Here is a 21495-nt window from a genome sequence, read left to right on the forward strand (position 1 = left end):
AGATTTTTTGTAAGTTATTGAGAATCTAAGGGAAAAAATGGCTCTTTTGAAGTTGAAAAACATCAAAAGAGCCTTTTTATTTCTATCTAGATTTCTTTTAGAGGAAAAGCCTAGCTTTTCTTTCTTTTCCTTCTTCTGTTTGGCTTACGTTGTAAGTCTGGAGATTCTAAATTTGAAGATTCATCATCAGCTTGATTTCGATCTCTTTCTCGTCTTTCTTCATCCTCCTCTCTATTTTTAGATCGCGAGGATCCTATAGCTCCTACGCGAGATACTCTGCGTGGTGTTGATGTAACAGGACCTGTTCTTATAGTGTCTCCGAGAATAGGTGAACCTAAGGGGATATTTTGCGCAGAAGACGATGATTCTTCTGGAGATTTAGGCGGTAGATAGCCGTGCGTAAAGGGATTATAAGCCTCATGTAAAGAAGAGAAGTCGTATTGTACAAAGGGGTTAGATCCCTCTTGCGAATGATCAAGATCAGCTTGTTCAACGTCTACTTGGTTTTGCGCTCTATGCTGAAGGACTCCCTGAGAGCTTCTAGAAATACGTTGATGACGTGTATGCGTACGTGCTTCTCGATCTTCATGCTCACGTCTCGCCTCCGAAGCAAGATCTCTCTTTCTCTCTTGAGAAACACGCTTTGCGTCTTTTTCATGAAGAGTATCCGGAGGTATTGATTCCTCAGAAGCTTTAATCACTTTTTGCTGAGCTTTTATCAAAGCTTCAGTTTTAAAATGCTGGAACGTGACCTTACTCAAAGAGATTAAAGCCACACCTATGGTCATAAAGCCCATAAGGAATTGCGGATTCGCAAAAATAAGAGTGCTTCCCCCAGCGGTAAAATATGCTGATGCAATTAATGCTGAGGCTATTCCTAAAATAATAAGTGGTAAAAGAACAGCAGTGACGGTGTCGGCGATTTTTTGAGCTTTTGGTGTATCTGCAATATCAGAAATAAGAAGAGTCACTCCCAACGCACCAACAATGAATCCAGGGATTAATCCAAATAGCAGCAATCCAGATCCCTGAGAGGCAACAAGAATACCAACAATAGAAATCACAGCGATGGCAATAATCGCGATATCAAAGATATAGCGCATCTTAGGATTGCGATCGGGAAGGGAGAGAAGTCTCCCGAAAAATCCTGTGGAAGAAGTGCGCATACGATGCCCGATACCCATCTGAGGCGCAGGTAGCTGATTACGAGGAACTGGTCGATGTGATTGATCTAAAGGATCTATAGGATTACTCATTACGTAGCTCCACCTTTCTATATTATTTTAAATATGAAAATAAACCGTTTAAAAACTGTTGTTTCATAACCGCTTGATTATATTATAAAAGTTGTTGTTTAGTTGTGATAGTTTTGTATTTTAATTGTGTTAATTTTTGGTAAAGACGCAGCTATTTACAGACACTCTGGACCCGGATTTCCTAAGAAAAAGTAGAGTTGGAAGGAGTGAAAATTAGGAACTTCCGTTTTCTAGAGTTGTGTCCATGTCGTGGTTCCTAATTTCAGAAGAACCTTTCCGCCTAAGGGAGGCGAGCACTAGGGCTGGGAGAAGGGGAAGATCGAGTTTCGTCAGAAACTTCTTTGATCTCTTGAGTTTGTAAAGATCTTAAAGAAAATAATTCCCTATGGATGTGCAATAGTGTTGCACTAGCTCCCAAGGCTCCGCAGACACCAATCATAAAGAAGACAGCTTCCGGAGCAATCATAACTAAGCCGAAAATCGCAGCAATAATAAGAGCAGAAACTAATAAGCTGATGAACCAAGCGCCTAAATACGCAAGGAAATGGGAGCAGCTTCTTGAAGAAATACCTTTTAATGCGCAGGCAATGGGGAGCAACCCTATAGATGAAAATGTCGCTAAGGGGAAGGTAATAATTTTGAGGGTGCCGAGAATAACAGCAGCAAGTACCTCAATAGCCATCGCTGTTTTGGGATAGAGTTTCGCTTTACCTTGGCAGCGCCGCGCTATAACCCTCTCAGGAAAAGTGCTATCTAAATAAATCTCGGAGCTTTTTCTATAAACTTCACAACAATGCATTTCGTCTTTAAAAAATGAACTTATACACTAGAACGTGAAAAGTTTAAGGAGTTGTAAAATTTAGCGCAATCGAAATTAGAATTAGAGTGAATTGTTTACGCAATAAAGATACAAAACCTTTTTTGATTTAGAAGGAAAGCGCAGCAGATCCACCAAAGAATGTCGAAGATTTGAAAGGATAATTTGTCAGGTTATTGTTATGGCTATCTGCTAGTGAGATATCGCTGCCTATAGACCATCCGTAAAATAGCTTGATAAAACTGCCTGGCCAGGGGATGAGTTTAACACTGCCTTCAATTTCTCGGCCTTGATATTCAAAAATCCCTTTGGAGGAGGAAAGGTTATTGGCGTGGAGTTTCTTTCTGAATCGGGTTAGGCGGTAGGCAGCTCCAAAATCACACACAGAAGTGCAACTATACTCTACAGAGAAGTTTATAGGATAAATACAGTTGATGGTGAGCTTGTCATTAGGCTTATAGGTAGCACCTAATAAAGGCCAGGCTTTTTCTTGATGCAATCCCGTTTCATTAATCATTCCAAAAATTACGGATAACTGCGGGGTCGCTTGGTATTTTCCAGAAAGTATAGCTTGATATAGCCCATAACCTGCTTCTACGTTTTCTGGATCAAGGAGAGCAGAGAACACCACAGACCATTGCCAATTTTTTAACGACAAGGTGTAAAAACCCGTGGATAACAGTACATAGCTATAGTAGGACTTATCATCGAATGTATAGTATCCTAGGGAATTTTGGTCTCCAACAACGGGCTGTGTATTATTCCAAAGGATATTTGCTCCCACATAACCTGTGGAGAAGAGCATTCCTGATTGTGGGGTTATAGGAAGCGTACAAAGGCAAGTCGTATCGAATTGACGGTAACCAATAGATTGGTTCGGTAATTTCTTAAAGTCGGCGTTTTCTACTTGCAAATACTGCGTTTGTAGAGAAAAGGGGAGTTGTTTAGGGCGAGTGTCCAACGTTTCTTTATCGATGTCACAAGCATCATAAACAATATAGATGGGAGTGGAGAGCAGATGACCAGCAAGAGTCATCACGTGAAATAACAACTTCAACATATCTCTATTTACAACTCCAGCAGGATAAGATCCCCTCGGTGATATAGTCTTAAATGGGGAGGGGCATCACCCTGTTTTCTAGGAAAAGAGTTTTAGCGATTTTGACCTATCTTAATAAAAATTAGACTATACTTTCATGGGATAGATTACCACTTATTTTCATGAGAATTAGCAAGAACACCGGTTTTTATTTCAAAAACCCCTGGGAGGTGTTCTTGCTATTTTTAAGCAGAAGCAGAGTCGCAAATTTCATTGAATGTTTTAAAGTGTGTTTTGCAAATAAGAGATAAAACCTCTTTTCCCCGGCTATTTAAAATAGATTTCCCTACAGATTTTACCTGCGCAGAGGCTCCTTTAGGTAGCTTTAAGGAGAAGCGTTGTTCTAATTTTGTCATTGCTGTGATAAAGGCTTCTCTAGCTAATATAGATGCTGCAGCGACAACGATATCTTGTTCTGCACGTACTTTTTGAATGACCGAAATATCGGTATTTTTCTTCCTTAAAGCGTTGAGTAAAACGCTTTCTGAGGAAGCGAATTGATCGGAAATAGCAAAAACCTCTCCAGAAGGACGTGGAGCGAGTTGATCAATGATTGTTGCGTGTGCCCACGCTAGAAGAATATTGAGATTATGAAATTTCCCATAAAGCTCATTATATTTTTCTGGATAAAGAATCATAACATCGCAGCTACAGGAAGCACGGATGGTTTTTGCTAAGGAGAGAATCTGCGCATCATTGAGTAGCTTTGAATCTTGAATTTTTGTTTTGTAGAGATTTTTCAGAGTCTCTTCATCTTTAGCATAGACTCCAGCAATACATAAAGGACCGAAAAAATCTCCCTTTCCAGATTCATCCACACCTAGGCGAGGACGAAGATCTTCTTCTACACGGTTATGGGTAAATGTGAGCAGAATCTCAGGCTCTAAGAAAAATTTGATAAACTCTTTAGATCCCTTCCCTTGAACAACAAGCTTTCCTGAGGAATAGAGAACGCACGTTACCGAGGGAGAGCGCGCTTGGAAAATCGTGTATTGCGGTTGTGTTAAAATAAAGCCTTTTTCCTCAAGGCGGTCTTTAAGCAGCCCATGTAAAGAAGGTGAGAGCGTGGTTACAAACGGTGTAGACATAAAAAAAATAACGAATTATCTTGGCGTACTAAGGATAGAAAATTTCTGTATTTCTATGCACATGTATCGTTATACCCTACATAGTATAAGGATATCTAGTGTATATGTGGATTTCGAAATACAAATTAAACGTGAATTCCGTATATTCCCGTAGTTAGGCAAGACCTGAACATAAGGAGAAATTTTTCTCCCAGGTTGAGGTTGGGAAGTCTTTAGAAAATCCAGAATTTTTTATTTCAGTGACCTTGTAAAAGGGATCTCTATGGCAGAACAAATTCATAAAGAGTTAATCCATTTAGGAGAGGTTTTTCGCACAAAACGCGAAGAACAGCTTCTATCATTAAAAGATGTAGAAGCCGCAACATCGATACGCTATTCCTGCCTAGAAGCTATAGAAAACGGCTGTTTGGGAAAGCTAATTTCTCCAATTTACGCTCAGGGATTTATAAAAAAGTACGCCGCATATTTGGGAATGGACGGTGAGCGTATTCTGCAAGAATATCCTTATGTAATGAGAATCTTTAAAGAGTTTTCAGAACAGAATATGGAAATGCTACTCGATTTAGAGTCAATGGGAGGAAGAAACTCTCCAGAAAAAGCTATCCGTACTTGGTCCAATCTTTGGTGGGTAGCTCTTATCACCATTAGCGGTATGGCGATTTGGTGGCTGGGATCTTTGCTTTCTATTTTTTAATTGTAACCCGAGATGCATGTAGAGAAGGCAAAGCTTGACCTTCTCTACTTCCTAAGTTTCTCGAAAAAATTATCCTAGTATTATAGAGAAAATATTCTCTGTTTTCCCCGATAGGGATAGTAATCTTTCTTGCTGCTCAGGTGAGAACCAGGAGCGAGTATTCACTGGTGGTCTCGAGTCTGAAAGTGGGCAGGCCTCTGGAGCCGGACGTGACCCTGAAGCAGAATCATCTTCTGACTCAAGATCTGAAGAAGGGCCATCTGTTACATGCATGCCGTCTATTTGAATATCAGGGTCTAGAGGGCGAGGACCTCTTTTCTTTGGTCCAAGAGGTTTTAGCCCATCGCGTCTTAAAAATTGCGATAATTCGGCTAACTGTGCCCAGGGTGTTGGAGGGTCAAATTCCTTGTCTGTAGGGACATAACCTGCAGCTAAAAGAGACAGAAGAATCAACTGTAGCAGATTGTCATGATTGAAGGTTAAACCATACGTTTTGTCTGGAGATTCGAAACATGCTGCTCCAGAAGAGAGACAATATATGGCGTTTTTTAGTAGAGAACATACTGTTTCCGCTTCTCTTCCTAGAGGATAGACTCCACCATTTGCAATAGGGATAACCTCTAGATGTGCCAGTTGGGTCATGAGCTTGTCAAAATCTAAGAGCTTAGCTTGATGAATTTTTCCTCCAGCCCCTTTCTGCTTTGTTTCTTCAGTTCTAGCGGAGTGACTAATCCAACATGTAGGGGGATTATGTTTGTGTCCATGTTTAAAGTCCGTAAACCCACGTTGGGCCATTAGGGCATTGAAACTCTCTTTACTGGGAATCTTCTCAGGGTCATCAGCTATGTTAAACAAAGCCGTTTGGATTCCTCCCATGAGCTTCTCTACAAAGAGTTTGCCAAAGCTAGAGCAGAGACTTTCAAAATCTGTTTTCTCATTTTCATTCAAGGTTTTCCCTTCAGCCATGCGCAAGCCGCAATCATGACCTCCTTGCTGTAAAACTAGTCCTAAAACAACAGGGCCGTACTTTGTTCTCATGGATTGTAAAAAAGCTGTAAGATCTCGACTTTCTCTTGAAGGACCTGGTTCATCTATCACGCAAGCACAAAGACATTGGAAACAATGCGAGAGCCAATTAGGACAGTGGGAGTCGCACCATGGACCGCAATGTTCCTGACAATACGTGGCCCCACGTTGTGTTCTTGGGCTGCTTAACATAGTTTCTACAAGATGACCAGCTTTTGCGACGGTATCAAGGAGATCTTCATCCCCTATCTTAAGTTCTAAGGTAGTTTGTCTCCCTGGTTGTGTCATTATGGGTCGCGAGGCCTCATGATTGTCACGACCTTCGTGACCACCTCGACTATTTTCTTCTGTATAGCACTTGCAACTACAAGAGCCTATGGGTCCACACATCTTTTTCTCCGTTATGGCAATCTTTAAACTATTTCCTTTATCCGTTGAGAATAAAAGACTTACAAGACTTGAAGTTCTCGGCTTTTTTTTCTATATATTTTTTTTAAAGCATTGAGAAAGTGCTGGATAGAATGAGAGAGCGAAGGAGAATTTGTCAGGAGGAGTCGAAAATTTTTCCTCCTTTAAAAAAAGATTTTTTTCTCGTGTCAAGATTGTTAGATCAATGTATAAGTTGGAGAGCTTGTGGGAAGAGGTGGAAGAGACCACCTCTAAATCGTGAGTTGATGGTTATCTTAAAAATAGACTCGAAGTCATTGCTGTAATGTTTTTAGCCATTTTGAGAAGGGCTTCTTGAGATTTGGGATTTGTAGGATCCCAAAGGTCAGCATTATTTGTGGTTTCAGGTAGAGTTCCATCAACCCGCGATTCCCCAGCATCACTACGCATAGCCGCTGGTAGGCGTCCGCCAATAAATGATTTCTGTCCATACTTGGGTAGAGGAAGGCCTCCCGAACGTACTTTGACTTCTGTCCCCATTAAGGAACGTGTATCAAGAGCGGGTTTAGGAGCGTTTTTCTCTTCTTTATAGAGTTCTTTGCTTGTGTTTTGTAATTGCTCTAAGCATATGGGGAGTTCTTGATCAGCACCTACTGGGGTAAATCCTAAAGATAGCAAAGAAAGAAGAAGTAAAGTACGGTATTTTGATTCTTCAAGAGTTAATCCAAACCCTGGAGAATCAAAGGTATTTTTCGCTTCATCAACGTATTTGCTTAAAGTGAAAATCAAAACACCCACAGCATCTCGAGATTGAAAGCCTAAGTAACCCATTTCATTAGAGTTCAAATCTAATACTTCCAATTGGCTGAGTTGCTGCTGCAGTCTTTGAAGGTTCAAAGTATACCCTGACCTTTGTTCGTTAGAAGCGCCTTCGGCATTCTCATTGGGGTAAAGAATCAAACATGTGGGAAGAGAGGGAGGTGTTTTAGAGCTAATAAATTCTTCTCGGGACTTCTTCACATTTTCCATCTCTGTAGAACCTTTTGAAGGGAGATGCTGAGCCGCATTGGCAACTTTAAAGAGCTCATGTTGCGATCCTCCTTTTAAGCATCTTCCGAGCTGCTCTTTTGCTTCTATACATTTCTCAGAAAATAGGCTTTTCTGATCTTCGGATAGAGTTTGACCTTCAGCGAGTAACTTAGAGACATCCCAGGGACCATTTTTCATGGCGATACCCACGCAAATAGGCCCAAACAAATCTCTTTGACTTTGGATGAATTCAGACAACTCATCTTGTTTTTCTTGAGAGCCAGCTTCTCCTGGGGTGATCATACATGCACAAAGACAATCAAAGAAACATAGGCAGGGGCTCCAACAAGAGTCTGCACACCAAGGTCTGCAAGAATCTTGGCAAAATTGGCTTGTTCTTTGTACTCTTTCAGAATTCAAGGCATCTGAAACAAGATCTCCAGCAGCTCGAATTGTATCTAGTAATGAAGGATCTCCAATTTTCAGATGAAATTCTGAAGAGGATCCAGGTTGTTTTGAAATTCCGTTTAAAGCAAGGCTTTCTTCTGAGCAGGCATTTTGAGATGAACGCCAGCCCGCGCTAATTCCAGGGCAGCACATAATTTACTCCATAAATAACAATGTTTTTTACTAAGAATCCTCTTACGGTTGACGATTCTTAATCCTTTGCTAAATGGCTTTACGCACTTTTAACGTTACTGGGGAATGAGTTCATAAGAGCTATTGCGCTTATGAAAATAGAAGGTACATTGCTAAGTTTGGAAAATTTTTTAGGAAACCAAAGCGTGGATCATCCTCATTTTGTGCTCAAAAGCATTCAGACGGACAGAGGCTATTCAAAAAATTATTATAAGTCTATAAAATATTTTTTAATTTAAGAGGCTTTCTCTTTACATAGGAAAGTCTCTTAAACGGAAGAAAATTATTCCCCATACTCTTGTCGCATAGCAGCAAATAATTTTTCTAAACGGAGAGAGCTATTGACGAGTTGTCGTTGACGTTCAATGCCTTCATCATCATCATCACTACTCTCGCTGATTCCATCCAGCTGTAATTGCAACCATTCTTGATCAACTTGAGGTTGGTAATCATCCGAAGGCGTGGAGTACGTGCGTACACTATCTTGACGTACAAGAGGTCTTCTTGATAAAGGAGACGAGGGGGTTGAGCTTGATAATGGAGAGGGTATTATGGAAGTAGAAGATTCTATGAGTACCGTTTGGGAAAATCCTACGGTTTTTTTCGTTTTAGGACGTGCTCCAAGGAGTTCATCTCCCAGGCTTTGTCTCCTCCTTTCTAACGGTCGCGATAGTGGGGCGGCTGCATCTTTGGGGTTGTTATAATTTAACATGGCTTGTTTGTATATCTGTGCATGCTCATCGTTCGGATCATCATACTTAATGTCAGTCGTTTTGTTGTCATCCAGGGGAACATAACCGCAGGTAGTTAAAATTAACATAAAGAGTTTGACGAACTTTTCCATCTCGTAACCTAAACATCCGTCAGAGAGTGTTAGGGGGGAATCTTCTCCCGCACTCATGAGGCGTAGAATATCAAATACTGTAGTTACTAAATGTGCTTCTTTAACCCCTAATTTTCCTGTAGTTCCGCTTTCTAGAGAATAAACCTCTAAGTCTGAGAGGAATCTTGTCATTTTCTTTTTGTCGTATTTTATCCCAATTGCCCGCGTAGGATCCGGATACATGTTTTTATCGGTTGCAGGCGATAGAGATGATCTATCTAGACTTAACCGAGATAGAGGCAATTCATCTTCAGTGGTAGGTTCTAAGATCCAACATTTCAGAGGCGTATGCTGGTAGATAGGCTGTGTCCAAGATTTCTCTTTCATAATTTTAAATAAGAGAGGGAGAACAGATTTTGCGAGTGGACTTCCCGGGAGATCTTTAGTAAGGTCATAGAAATATTGTTGGGATAAATGAACGAAAGATCCGGTAAGTTTCTTTTTAGCTTTTTTACATGCTTTCTCAAGATCTTCTTGTTCTTCTTCTGTTATGTGGCGGTTATTAATAGCCATCTTAGTAATCTCCCAGCGCAGTTCTTGCAGCGCTAAAGCTAGACTTAAAGGCCCATACTTCTTATCCATTTGTTGCATAACCTTAGGGATGTTCGTCGTTATTGGGGTTTCTACAATACAACAGGCTTTAAAGCAGGCACAGAGCCAACTTCCAAAGCATCCACAACGATAGGAGCAGCGCGGCGCGCACTGATCGTAACAGACCAAACAGCCTTGTTGTATATGAGGATTCTTAATTATCCGTTGAGAATCCTCTACCAGTTGTTGAACACGTTCAACAGTTTGTAAAAGACCATCCTCGTTGTTTGGGCTTAATAGCAATTTCATTTCTGTTGTTGTTGATGATGGCTGGGGTTGGCTTGTAACTACCGGTGCAGATGCTATGCTACCATCGTCTTGATCGTTTTCTGTCTGATTTGCGGTAGTTTCAGTTGTTCGAGTATAAATACATGAAATATTAGGAATATTGGGACAACCTGGGAAACACATAACGTCACCTTATTTAAGAGATTAACCAGTGAATTCTTGTGCATTTTAGATCCGCGTTTGGATACAGATAATCTCTGTATTCTGAATTCACTCCAGATTTCGATTTTTTAAATTTTGTAGCGTTGCTCTGCGAGAACTAGGAGAATTTCTTGTCTGTGTAAAGCTCTTAATTTCTTGTCTGTCAACGCTTTTGGTAGAGGTATTATTGTAAAAAAATTTTTTAAATCCATTAGTTTTTCAAAAAAATTATTTACAATTGTTGGGGGGGGGGGGGTAAAGTTGCCCTGAGAACTATGTGTAAAGGCGTTTTATTGTAAATATTGGTGGGGAAGTTTTTTGAGATTTTTTATGAATAAAATCTTTTTTATTGATTTTATTTCAAAAAATTATTATTACTTCTTCCTTGTTTTAACCAAGGTATGGTAAACGTGACCCATTGGCTGAAATATTTTCCTAAGATATTGGTACTTGCTTTTGCAATCTTAGGAGTATTATCTCCAGCTGAAGCAGCGAAGAAACACTCTGTGCCCATGACCATGGCCTATTCTTTTGGTGATGTTTTTGCTCATTTAGAAAAAAATGAGGAGGAAACGTTATTTTGCATCAATGTGGATACCGTCATTCAGCATAAGTATATAGGTTCTCCGGGTTGGCATCAAAGTAGGTTATCGAAGCTTTCTACGCGTTTAGGAGATTTTTATAACGCTAAGAGACGTGTGGAAGAAGAACAGGTTATTGTAGATACATTGCTAAGCAAAAGGTGTTTGGAGCCAGACTTTGCCGAGCAGTTTGCTCGCCTACTTTCTGATTATTCGTGTTCCTTGTTGGGGATTTCTTTATCAGGTAGTGAATCTGTTTCTTCAACATTAAAGAGTCTGAAAGAATTGGGGATAGCCTTGCGCTCACAGGCGTTTTCCCAACAAGATTTTTGCCTGGATACTCATGCCAAATGTAGTGCATCCGCATTGGTGCAAGAGGGGATTTTATTTTGTGGGGCTTCAGAAATCTCAGAAGCTATGAAGTTGCTATTTACCTATGAAAATAAAACTCCAAAGAACATCATATTTTTAACTGATAACCCCGAGGAAGCTAAAGCTTTAGGGCGCGAGTGCTTGGGGTGGGGAATCGCATTTTTAGCTTTCATATACTATCCTGCTGCGGAAAGCTTATTTTTTTATGCAGACCCTTTTTCCACAGCAGTAGGGATTCAAGAGGAACAGGCATTGAAGGTTATCTCCGATGCTGCAGCGCAATTATCGCTAGATTCTCTTAATCAAAAGAGTTAATATTATTTATCCGAAACAAGCCTTACAGCATCCTCTCTGTCCCCCTGAGAGGATGCTTAGGGCCCTTTTTTATTTCTTTTCGACATCTTCAAAACATTATCGATACGCGTATATAAAAAATGTTTCTTCCTAAAGGCAGGCTCTGTAAAATAAAACAATTTTTTTTAGAGTGTTGCCATGAAGGTTCTATTTTTTATCCTAGCGATCTTTTCTGTATTTTCCTTAGAAGCGAGTATTATCCAAGTTTCTAATGCGCAGGCTGTCAATAAGTATGCAAAGCAAGAAACGCTAGTTTTACTAGCCTTAGAGGAAACAATGATTTTCCCTAAGCAGATGGTAGGAAACTCTTCCTGGTTTCACCAGCGTTTAGAAAGTGTGAAAAACGAAGAGTCTATTGCAGATCCCTTTGAAAAGGCCTTTGCTGAAAAAATCGCCGTATCTTTTGCTGTAGACTATGAGCTGATCCATTCAGATATCCCTAAAGTTATAAAAGCTTTATCTTTATCGCAAGCCTGGGTCTTGGGGGTTTCTCAACTTCCCATTCCTATGGCAAAACATTTTCTGCAAACTGCTCAAGATCTGGGAGTCGGATTTTCTTCATGTCTACCTATACGTGAGGATGGATGGATGCAACATCCCAAAACGCTTGCTAAACCGCAACACGCGATTTTTATAGAAGATCAAGTGCTCTTTACTGGAAGACTCGTTAATGAAATTCCCCTGGAAGAAGTGCTGGCTGTCTTATTTGCAACGATAGAAACACTTCCGAAACAAGTAGTTTACTTAGACGCAAATAAAGATAACCTCATTGCTGCAGAAGCTGCCTGCAAACGAGCGAATATCTTCTTTATCGGTATGCACTACAGTCCTGCAGAGCAACGCCTACAAGGATACAAATCTGACATTGCTGAGATGCAGTGGTTACAATTGTGTACACATCTTTCTGATGAGTACTTTCAGTCTCTGCTTACCTATGTCATTGGACCGGAAGGTTAAGAATCCTACCTTAAGAAAATTAGGGAATCCCCTCACTGCAAAGTGGGGCATGTTCTCTAATTTTTAATCATTTAGGAAATAGAAAACGGAAGAGAAGGGATTCGAACCCCCGGTTCCTGTAAGAGAACTTCTGATTTCGAATCAGATGCATTCGACCACTCTGCCACTCTTCCGCGAATACATTAGTTTAGGCTTTCCTTACTAGGAAATCAAGCGCAACCATAATTTTCTCACGCCTCCTAAAGCACTAACAACAAGATCAAAAACTCTTCCTCACACGAATACAGTTGCTCTTTCTACATTGGCCTATTCAATAACAGAACGTTGAAAATAAAAGAGATGGGAGTTTCTTTTCTTGGAATCGAGAATCAAAACAAAATTAATTAGAATTATGAAATTCTATATAAGCAGTTTAATAAAAACGCTTGGATAAAAACATGTTAAAAGTGTGTTTTTTGATTTAAAATGGAGTATAGATTTTTGATTTTTTGATTTTTTTATTTTATCATGTCGCAGCCGTTATATACGAATAGACTTATTAGTGAGAAATCTCCGTATTTGCTTCTTTATGCCCATACTCCGGTAAATTGGTATCCTTGGTGTAGTGAGGCTTTTGATCTTGCTGTGGAAAAAGATAAGCCAATTTTCCTTTCTATAGGGTGTGCACATTCTCGATGGTGCCAGGTGATGCTTCGCGAAAGCTTTGAAAATCCTGAGGTTGCTGCGATACTCAATGAGAATTTTATTAACATCAAAGTAGATAAAGAAGAGTTGCCTCATGTGGCGAATCTCTATTTTGATCTTGTGCAAATGCTTTCGATCTCGGGGGAACATGAAAGTTCTCCCTCATGGCCACTAAATGTATTTTTAACTCCGGATCTTCTTCCTTTTTTCTCCGCAAATTATTTAGGAGCAGAGGGGAAATTAGGGATCCCTTCATTCTCACAGACAATAGAAAGACTCCACATGATGTGGGAAGATCCTGAAGAAAGAGAGACGCTTGTTCATCAGGGGCATAAAGTTCTTGAAATAGCTTCATTTATAGAAAAATGCGCAAGGAAAGAGATGCTCGAAGAGGGCTCTCTTCGAAAAACAGTGGAAGCCCTATACCTTGGTGTAGATCCGCATTATGGAGGGGTGAAAGCTTTTCCTAAAACCCCACCAGCCTTGCTTAGTCAATTTCTCCTGCGCTATGGAGTGGAGTATCAAGATAACAGGAGTTTGTTCTTTGTAGATCGTTCTTTGCAAATGATGGCTCACGGGGGAATTTTCGATCATTTGGCAGGAGGGTTTTACTGTTATGCCATAGATGATAGATGGTTAATTCCCTGTTTTGAGAAGCGTCTCGTGGATAATGCTTTCTTGGTATTAGACTATCTCGACGCTTGGGTTTGTATGAAAAGACCCGAGTATGGCTCTGTAGCTAAGCAAACTCTCCATTATATCCTTTCTGAGCTCTACAATCCTGAAGTGGGAGCTTTCTATACCTCAGAACATGGAGAACATTGGGGAGATTTTGATGGGGGGTATGCAACATGGTCAGGAGAAGAAATCCGCGAAGTTCTGGGAGAGAATGCCGCGATTTTTTGCGAGTATTATGGGATTTCTCGAGAAGGATTTTGTAACGGAAGGAATATCCTACATATTCCTTCAAATATTGATGTCGAAGAGATCGCAGATAAGCATGGCTGTAGCGTTGAAGAATTTTATGAGATTATCGACAGGCTTAAGGAAAAGTTACGTATGTACAGGGCGACTAAGGTGCGCCCATTTAAAGATGACCAGTCTCTGACATTCCAAAATGGCTGGATGGTCTACACACTAGCATATGCAGGAAGAGTCCTTGGTAATTCCTACTACATTGATGTAGCAAAGAAATGTGGGGAGTTTATCTGCGAAAATTTATGCAGACACTCTAAGGTGCTACGTAGATGGCGTGATGGAGAAGCAAAATATTCCGGAGGTCTTGAAGATTATGCAGGAGTTATTTTAGGAGCCCTAGCTCTTTATGAAACAGGGTGTGGAGCTAAATGGTTGCTTTTGGCAGAAGATCTCATGAAAGAGGTGATCTTATCCTTTCGTTCCGAAAGTGGGGGATTTTACACTACAGACGGTAAAGATGCCGCATTGCTTTTAAAACAGGAGAATCTTTCTGATGGGGAGACAATATCTGGAAATGCTCTTGTCTGTCAGGCTTTGATAAAATTACATATGCTTACCGAAAAAAAACACTACCTGACTTATGCGGAAGATATTTTGCAGATAGCCCAAGCTCGATGGCATACCCATAAGTTTTCTTCTTTAGGGAGTCTCATAGCCGCGCAATCTTATTTTTCACGTAAACATCAAAAAATTCTTATTTCTTTAGCTAACGATCAAGATCGCGAAGCGATCCTATCCTGCTTCGCGGGATTATTTCTTCCTCAAGTTTCCCTTGTTTGGATGAGCGCGAAAGATAGTGAATTGTTAGAAGCTATTCTTCCTGAATACGAACATAGCTTAATCCCTAAGGAAGGCCAAAAGTCTTCGGTGATTTGTCTTTTAGAATCGGGAGTGGGAAGGAAATTTTCTAATATTGAAGCATTTCGCGCCTACCTACATTCAAATTAACCCTTTGTTTTTCATGCTTTTCTCATGAAGATTTTTCTCGAAGTGGTCAAAATTAGGTTAATTTCCTATAGTTAATCCCTAGACATGTCAACCATTATGGAGTAGCAAATCATGAAGAACAAAACACTAAGCGTTTTCTCTTTGGTGGGGTTGGTTTGTTCGGTAGGAGTTTTACCAGGCAATGAAAGTTCTCTCCCTGTACAACGGGAGTATCCAAGTCGTACAGAAAGAATCCCTGAAGATCCTGCCGGAATTGCTATTCATGATCGTGTGTTATTTAAAATCGATGAAGATAACGTTGTTACGACTTTAGATGTTATACAGAAGCTTAACCTTCTTTTTGCTTCTTCATACCCTCAGCTTATGGATTCTTATCCTGCGCGTTCGCAATACTATACAGCCATGTGGCCAGTAGTTTTAGAATCTGTAATAGACGAGTTTCTTATGGTTGCCGATGCTAAGACTAAAAAAATCCAGGTGGACTCTACTACAGTGAATGAAGAAATTGAAGCAATGTTTGGTAGAGATCTATCTCCTTTGTATGTACATTTTGACATGACCCCCGAAGATGTTTTCAACGTGGTAAATCGTACCCTAATTGCTCAGAGAGTCATGGGTATGATGGTGCGCTCTAAGGTAATGTTGAAAGTTACCCCAGGGAAAATTCGCGAACATTATAATCAGCTGGCTGAAGATGCAGCAAACACTACTGTATGGAAATACAGAGTTGTTACGATTAAAGCAGCTACAGAGTCATTATCGAGCCAAATTGCCGATAAAGTCTGCGCTAGGTTAAATGAAACGCAAAGCTGGAATAAAGAGCGTTTATCTGCTCTTACTCTTTCTCAAGGAGGGCAGTTTGTCTGTTCTGAAGAGTTTACACGCAATGATAAAGAATTATCAGAAGCTCATAAAATGGAATTGTCCTCGGTAAACTACCCACAAACTATTTGCAGCCTACCTAAAGCCCATAAGTCAGGACATAAGCTTTATGTGCTTCTTGATAAATCTGCAATGGCAATGCAGCCCCTAGAAGAAATGGAAACGCAGATAAAGCAGACGCTATTTATGAATTATGCTGGGACTATAGAAAGTCAGTATAAAATGAAATTGCGTACACGCTATGGATTTGACTCTTCAACGATTGCTAAATTGCTTTCTGAAGAAGCTCCGCCTCTATTTTCATTGCTTTAGGAGATCTCTTGTCACGCAGCTCCCCAGATCAACTTACCCGTTTCTTAGCTCAAGTCCAAGGTCGTCCTAAAAAAGGTCTATCACAGAACTTTTTGATAGATGGGAATATTCTAAGAAAAATTCTTGCTGTCTCTTGCGTAGAAGCTGGGGATTGGGTTTTGGAAATCGGTCCTGGATTTGGCGCTCTTACCGAAGTCCTCGTGAATCAAGGGGCGCATGTCGTTGCTTTAGAAAAAGATCCCATGTTTGAGGAAACACTAAAGCAACTTCCTATAGATCTAGAAATCACAGATGCATGTAAGTATCCGTTATCCCAGTTGGAAGAGAAAGGCTGGCAAGGGAAGGGAAGGGTCGTTGCGAACCTGCCTTATCATATTACCACACCCTTATTAACGAAATTATTTTTAGAAGTGCCTAACCAATGGAAAACGGTTACGGTAATGATGCAAGATGAGGTTGCACGACGTATTACCGCACAACCTGGAGGGAAGGAATACGGATCTCTAACTATATTTTTACAATTTTTTGCCGACGTACGCTACGCCTTTAAAGTGAGTCCTGGATGCTTTTTCCCCAAACCTCAAGTGTCCTCAGCTGTCGTACATATGACAGTGAAAGAGACCTTTCCGCTTGAAACCTCCCTCCATCAGAAATTCTTTTCTTTAACTCGAGCTGCTTTTGGACAAAGACGCAAATTATTAGCTAATGCTCTTAAAGATCTTTATCCTAAAGAATTAGTTTTCTCCGCTCTAAACCAATTAAACTTTTCTGAAAAAACCCGTCCAGAGACCCTCTCTCTCAACGAATATCTTCAACTTTTCCATCTCCTTTCCTCGAACGCCTAAGAAGACCTTAGGATCTGCTGACAAGTATTTTTTTATCTTAAAACTTAATAGATAGATTACATCTGCAGGAGTTGAATTTGTTTTTTTATAAAAGCGTTTTTTGAACAAAAAAGAAAGAAATAGAAAGCATAATATGGTATTATTCTTCGTTGAGATTAACAGAAGAATAGGGGATTCATCCTGTAAAATTCTGTTTGTTTATAAATATCAATAAAGACTAGGAAGTTCTTATGGAGACTTGGTTATACTATTCTAAATTGCCTACCCGTAATTATTATATTCCCTGCCTTCCCATGCTATCGCCAATTATGCTGCAAGCAGATCAGTGTCTTCCTACATTATACCTGTCCCCCTTTAGCCGCTGTTGTGGAAAAACTACTTTTGTAGCGTCTGTAATGGGATAACGATGCTGCTTCTTAAAGAAGACATCCTAATCTAGGCGTGTTAAACAATACTCAACTTATTAGAGGGAGAGGTTTTTGTCCGAAAGTTAAAGTGTGTGAGAATCCGCTTAACCATGCTTTCAGTATCCAAGCCTACTCTTTTTAATAAGCTTTCCTTATCTCCATGAGCAAAGAACGCATCAGGAATACCAAAGTGCAAGACATCGACTTTAAAGCTGTAGGTAGCTAGAAAATCATTGAATTCTGAAGCTAACCCACCCCGAATCGAATGCTCTTCTATAATAATGACCTTAGAATGATGCATTAATAGAATGCTAAATAGGTTATTATCAAAAGGTTTGACAAATACAGGATCTACTACAGTTGCAGAAATCCCATGGGTGAGCAACTGTAGTTTTATAGACAGCGCCGTATTGCACATATGACCTAAACCTAGGATCAAAACATCCTCTCCTTGACTGAGGATTTCTCCTACTCCCGGATCGCGGTGCATATGCACATCCGTAGCAATGGGATCTCTTTGAGTCGCCGCAATATTAGGATAACGAATCGCTACAGGCATGTTCCATTGTAGAGACGATTGCAGTAACTGCTGGAAAACAACCGCACTTCTTGGCTGACAAATAACCATATTTGGCATGGCACGAAGAAAACTTAAATCATAAATGCCATGATGGCTGCAGCCGTCCCCATAGGCTAAACCTGCACGATCTATCGCTAAGATTACAGGGAGACCTTGTAAACATACATCATGGAAAACATTGTCTAAAGCACGATGTAAGAATGTCGAATAGATAGAACAAATAACAGGAGATTTAGCTTTGGCAATGCCTGCTGAAAAAGTCACCGCATGTCCTTCTGCAATCCCCACATCTATAAAACGGTTGGGAAATTTTTCTTTAAATGCTTCCAAGCGGGAGCCTAACGACATCGCAGGAGTCACAATATGTAAATTCGGAAATGCTTCTCCGAGTGTGCACACTGTTTGTCCAAAAATATCCGGATAAGTGAGCTGAGGCTTAATAGTTGGCAGGAATTTATTTTCCTTAGAAGAGTTAAAATTCGCTGTCACACCATGATACTTCTCTGGGTTTTCTTGAGCGATTTCTAAACCCTTACCCTTGGTTGTGTACACATGAATAAGAACAGGAAAGGGTAAATCCCGCGCAGTTTGGAATACAGAGATCAGCCTTTTTATGTCGTGACCATCTACAGGACCCATATAGGCCAAATTAAACTGCTCAAAAATAGGAATCGGACAAAATAAAGATTTTAAACAGATGGATAGTTTGTGAGAACGCCTGGATATGCTGTTGCCATAACGAGGGATCTTTGTTAGCCATTTTTCTATCTTTCTAGAAAATAAATTGAATTTGGGATGGTGAATCCATCGCGACAAATTCTTAGACATAACACCCACGTTTTGCGAAATCGACATGTTATTATCGTTTAAAACGACAATAAACTTAGATAGGTTTGAGCTAATATTATTCAAAGCTTCTAAAGTTAACCCACAAGAAAAAGCCGCATCACCAAGGATGGGAAGAATGTGCGTTCTAGAGTCCTCAGTAGCTTTAGCCATCCCCAAAGCTAAAGATAAGGCATTCCCCGCATGACCAGAAAAGAAGAGATCGTGAATGCTTTCCGAAGGGGAGGTGAATCCACTCAAACCCCCATCATGGCGAATCCGATCAAATTCCTCAGTATTGCGTCCTGTGAGTAATTTGTGCGGATAGGCTTGATGACCGACATCAAAAATAAACTTATCCTCAGTAGAGGAAAAAACATAATGCAAAGCTATAGTTAATTCAATGATCCCTAAATTAGAAGCTAAATGCCCTCCCGTGTTGGTAAGAACAGAAATAATTTTATGACGCATCTGCTCAGCAAGAAGAGAAAGCTCCGCAAGAGAAAACTTTTTTAGATCTGTAGGGGAAGAAATTTGACTTAAAATAGAGGAAACTTGGGAAGTCATGGTCTTGTCATGGCAAACGTTTGTAAAATAGGCGGATCTAACGCATCCTTTACAACGGTTCCATTAGATTGCACAGAAAGAATATAACATTGTTGATCTTTGACTAAGATCTCATCTAAACCCTGATGTATCAAGGAAAACATTTTTTCATAGGCGACTAAAATATCGTCCAAAGAGTCCAGGATGTCTAATTGATTTTGTAAAAAACTCAGCTTTTGAGCTAGGGAATCCAAATCATTATGAGACATGGCTTACTCTACAGTTAATGCGTACAAGATTCTTCTTCAGAAAGAAGAGTTTCATTTCGCTTTTCGGACAATTCGCGTACACGGTCTTCTGCTTTGCGAATGCGTGATTCACAAATACGCATTAAAGCATCAGCTTCTTCATAAAGTTTTAAAGAAGAATCTAAGGACGTTGAGGGTTGATTCATAAGATCTACGATCTCTTCCAACCTTGCCATAGCATTTTCAAAGGGAATTTCTTCCATAAATTAGGACTCTTGAGTTTCAAAATTCTGAATATCCGTTACAGTAAGAGTGGCTTCCCCGTCCTGCAGTCGTACCCTTACACAACTGTGTTTATGTAAGCTTTTTGCAGAAATAATAGCGAAATTTTCATTAAAGTCAAAGAGCATAGCGTACCCACGTTTGAAAACATTTTTAGGGTTTAATAGGGTAAGTTGCTTAGAAACCTGAGAATATTTTTCGCGGTTTCTTTTTACAAGGTGGTGTAAGGAAAATATTAAGTTTTCCCTAGAACGCATATAGCTCTCTCGATGCTCGTCTACTCTATTGGCAAAAGTTCTCGTCAGCCGTTTCTGTAAAAGACTCAAGGCATGGTTTTCCTTGGTAAACTGCTGATTTAATTTAGTTATAAAATGTTTTAGTGATGTTTGTTGGTGCGTTAGAGATTGGCTGCAGTATCCTAAGCGTTGTCTCAGAGCTCTACGGGTTTGTTGCTTCCAAAGATCCAATTTCTGGATAAACTGCTGTGTATTAAGAAATGTTAGATTTTTTTTCTGATGTATACAGAGATGTTTTGCAGCAATCAAACGATTGTGAAAGGCCTGCACGATCATTTTCCAAAGATCATAAAGGCGGTAGGTCATTCTCTGTAAAACATCACTTTGTAACCAGCGTGCATATTGCATATAACGCTGTTTGTATTGTGAAAGTTTTATTTTAATTGACCGTTCTATAGATAAGCAAAGGTAATCTAGGGACTGATGTGCTGGACGGAAAAAATCTACGTGATCTAAATAACGCTTCCATTGTTGAATTTGTTTTGTTTTCCCTGAAAGCAGCTGCTGCGCATGCGCATTCAGGTAGCGTAAATAACTCTTCAATACTTGAATTTGCTGTTCGCTACTTTGGCAGACAATTTCTGCAGCAGCAGAAGGTGTGGGAGCACGTACGTCAGCAGCAAAATCACATAACGTATAGTCCGTTTCATGACCAACAGCAGAAATAATGGGGATGGAGCTGGCAGCTATGGCTTTGACAATGATCTCTTCATTGAAAGCCCAAAGATCTTCGATGCTTCCACCACCACGAGCTAGAATAAGAACATCTGCAAGATTCTCTTTATTCATTTCTTCAATAGCTCGGGAGATTTCTTTTGCAGCTGTAGCTCCCTGAACCGTTACAGGATAAATGAGGAGTTTGTATTGATAACACCGACGGGAAAGAACGCGCAGAATATCTTGAATTACTGCCCCTGTAGGGCTGGTAATCACCCCAATGCTTTTAGGAATCGTGGGCAGCGCTTGCTTCTTCTCTATAGCAAAATACCCCTCAGCAGCGAGGCGTTTTTTCGTCTCTTCAAATTTTTGTAGTAGGTCTCCCTCTCCAGCATAGACTAAAGCATGGGCGATAATTTGATATTGACCCCGTGGAGCATAAACCGTCAGCTTTCCATGAATGACTACAGAATCGCCATCTTTGGGACGACGATCGAAATACTTACTTTTAAAATGGAAAAACGCCCCATTTAAGAAAGATCGGTTATCTTTAATTCCAAAATATAAATGTCCGCTAGGTTGTAGTGAGACATTGCTTAACTCTCCTTTGACCACAATATGACAAAAGTTTGACTCTAAAAGATTTTTTATAGATTCTGTGAGCGTCGTGACTGCTTGGGGAGGAGATGAAGTTGTCATATCCTTAGATCCAGGAGGTTTCAATTTTTATTTATTTGAAGAATAAAGTACCTTACTTAGCAGAAAACTAGCAAGAATCGTGAATCAATGTCTATAGTAAGACA

At 40.1% G+C, this 21495-nt stretch carries 18 protein-coding genes and 1 tRNA gene; 7 read left to right on the forward strand and 12 right to left on the reverse strand.

Going from position 1 to position 21495, the window contains the following annotated elements; translation table 11 throughout:
- Nucleotides 1-110: 110 nt before the first annotated feature.
- From CCA_RS01480 to rnhC, 4 genes are all read right to left on the reverse strand, one after another.
- Nucleotides 111-1256 carry an IncV family inclusion membrane protein gene (locus CCA_RS01480; RefSeq protein WP_011006257.1) on the reverse strand — a complete coding sequence of 382 codons (1146 nt, stop codon included), beginning with the start codon at nucleotides 1254-1256 and terminating at the stop codon, nucleotides 111-113.
- A 280-nt stretch (nucleotides 1257-1536) separates the two neighbouring features.
- A complete protein-coding gene (locus CCA_RS01485) occupies nucleotides 1537-2055 on the reverse strand; it encodes a DUF5422 family protein (RefSeq protein WP_011006258.1) in 519 nt (172 codons plus the stop codon).
- 127 nt (nucleotides 2056-2182) lie between these two features.
- Complete coding sequence (locus tag CCA_RS01490) at nucleotides 2183-3133, reverse strand: hypothetical protein (RefSeq protein WP_011006259.1); 951 nt, start codon at nucleotides 3131-3133, stop codon at nucleotides 2183-2185.
- Nucleotides 3134-3357: 224 nt separating this feature from the next.
- Complete coding sequence (gene rnhC / locus CCA_RS01495; RefSeq protein WP_011006260.1) at nucleotides 3358-4260, reverse strand: ribonuclease HIII; 903 nt, start codon at nucleotides 4258-4260, stop codon at nucleotides 3358-3360.
- Between the two features lie 262 nt (nucleotides 4261-4522).
- On the opposite strand from rnhC, the gene CCA_RS01500 reads away from it, so the two are divergent.
- Entirely contained in the window at nucleotides 4523-4954 is a 432-nt protein-coding gene (locus tag CCA_RS01500) for a helix-turn-helix domain-containing protein (RefSeq protein WP_011006262.1), read from the forward strand.
- A 69-nt stretch (nucleotides 4955-5023) separates the two neighbouring features.
- On the opposite strand, the gene CCA_RS01505 is transcribed toward CCA_RS01500, so the two are convergent.
- From CCA_RS01505 to CCA_RS01515, 3 genes are all read right to left on the reverse strand, one after another.
- The gene (locus CCA_RS01505) at nucleotides 5024-6370 is read right to left on the reverse strand and encodes a hypothetical protein (protein WP_011006263.1); all 1347 of its coding nucleotides are present in this window, start codon (nucleotides 6368-6370) and stop codon (nucleotides 5024-5026) included.
- Nucleotides 6371-6658: 288 nt separating this feature from the next.
- Nucleotides 6659-7996, reverse strand: coding sequence for a hypothetical protein (locus tag CCA_RS01510; RefSeq protein WP_011006264.1), 1338 nt, complete (start codon nucleotides 7994-7996; stop codon nucleotides 6659-6661).
- 322 nt (nucleotides 7997-8318) lie between these two features.
- A complete protein-coding gene (locus CCA_RS01515) occupies nucleotides 8319-9920 on the reverse strand; it encodes a hypothetical protein (protein ID WP_011006265.1) in 1602 nt (533 codons plus the stop codon).
- A gap of 428 nt (nucleotides 9921-10348) precedes the next feature.
- Here CCA_RS01515 and CCA_RS01520 point away from each other — a divergent pair, with 428 nt between their 5' ends.
- Complete coding sequence (locus CCA_RS01520) at nucleotides 10349-11206, forward strand: DUF2608 domain-containing protein (protein ID WP_157850885.1); 858 nt, start codon at nucleotides 10349-10351, stop codon at nucleotides 11204-11206.
- A gap of 177 nt (nucleotides 11207-11383) precedes the next feature.
- Complete coding sequence (locus CCA_RS01525) at nucleotides 11384-12202, forward strand: DUF2608 domain-containing protein (RefSeq protein WP_011006267.1); 819 nt, start codon at nucleotides 11384-11386, stop codon at nucleotides 12200-12202.
- An 86-nt stretch (nucleotides 12203-12288) separates the two neighbouring features.
- Here CCA_RS01525 and CCA_RS01530 read toward each other — a convergent pair.
- Nucleotides 12289-12375, reverse strand: a tRNA-Ser gene (locus CCA_RS01530).
- A gap of 334 nt (nucleotides 12376-12709) precedes the next feature.
- Between CCA_RS01530 and CCA_RS01535 the strand changes: the two genes are divergently transcribed.
- The 4 genes from CCA_RS01535 (at nucleotide 12710) to CCA_RS05360 (ending at nucleotide 17255) form a co-directional block, all read left to right on the forward strand.
- Nucleotides 12710-14812, forward strand: a complete 2103-nt coding sequence (locus CCA_RS01535) for a thioredoxin domain-containing protein (protein ID WP_011006268.1) — start codon at nucleotides 12710-12712, stop codon at nucleotides 14810-14812.
- A gap of 111 nt (nucleotides 14813-14923) precedes the next feature.
- Nucleotides 14924-16006 (forward strand): hypothetical protein, encoded by a 1083-nt coding sequence (locus CCA_RS01540; protein WP_011006269.1) that lies wholly within the window; start codon nucleotides 14924-14926, stop codon nucleotides 16004-16006.
- 8 nt (nucleotides 16007-16014) lie between these two features.
- Nucleotides 16015-16851 (forward strand): 16S rRNA (adenine(1518)-N(6)/adenine(1519)-N(6))-dimethyltransferase RsmA, encoded by an 837-nt coding sequence (gene rsmA / locus CCA_RS01545; RefSeq protein ID WP_011006270.1) that lies wholly within the window; start codon nucleotides 16015-16017, stop codon nucleotides 16849-16851.
- A 230-nt stretch (nucleotides 16852-17081) separates the two neighbouring features.
- A complete protein-coding gene (locus CCA_RS05360) occupies nucleotides 17082-17255 on the forward strand; it encodes a hypothetical protein (protein WP_162826058.1) in 174 nt (57 codons plus the stop codon).
- 40 nt (nucleotides 17256-17295) lie between these two features.
- Here the strand turns inward: CCA_RS05360 and CCA_RS01550 are convergent, their stop codons facing one another.
- Genes CCA_RS01550 through xseA form a run of 4 tightly spaced genes read right to left on the reverse strand, consistent with a single transcriptional unit; the run spans nucleotide 17296 to nucleotide 21391 of the window.
- Nucleotides 17296-19230, reverse strand: a complete 1935-nt coding sequence (locus tag CCA_RS01550) for a 1-deoxy-D-xylulose-5-phosphate synthase (RefSeq protein WP_011006271.1) — start codon at nucleotides 19228-19230, stop codon at nucleotides 17296-17298.
- A complete protein-coding gene (locus tag CCA_RS01555; RefSeq protein WP_011006272.1) occupies nucleotides 19227-19478 on the reverse strand; it encodes a hypothetical protein in 252 nt (83 codons plus the stop codon). The genes CCA_RS01550 and CCA_RS01555 overlap by 4 nt, the downstream gene beginning before the upstream one ends.
- Before the next feature lie 14 nt (nucleotides 19479-19492).
- Nucleotides 19493-19720: an exodeoxyribonuclease VII small subunit gene (locus CCA_RS01560; RefSeq protein WP_011006273.1), complete on the reverse strand. Its 228-nt coding sequence runs from the start codon at nucleotides 19718-19720 to the stop codon at nucleotides 19493-19495.
- A gap of 3 nt (nucleotides 19721-19723) precedes the next feature.
- Nucleotides 19724-21391: an exodeoxyribonuclease VII large subunit gene (gene xseA, locus CCA_RS01565; protein WP_011006274.1), complete on the reverse strand. Its 1668-nt coding sequence runs from the start codon at nucleotides 21389-21391 to the stop codon at nucleotides 19724-19726.
- Nucleotides 21392-21495 lie beyond the last annotated feature (104 nt).

The organism is Chlamydia caviae GPIC (genome assembly GCF_000007605.1).
Classification (GTDB): Bacteria; Chlamydiota; Chlamydiia; order Chlamydiales; family Chlamydiaceae; genus Chlamydia; species Chlamydia caviae.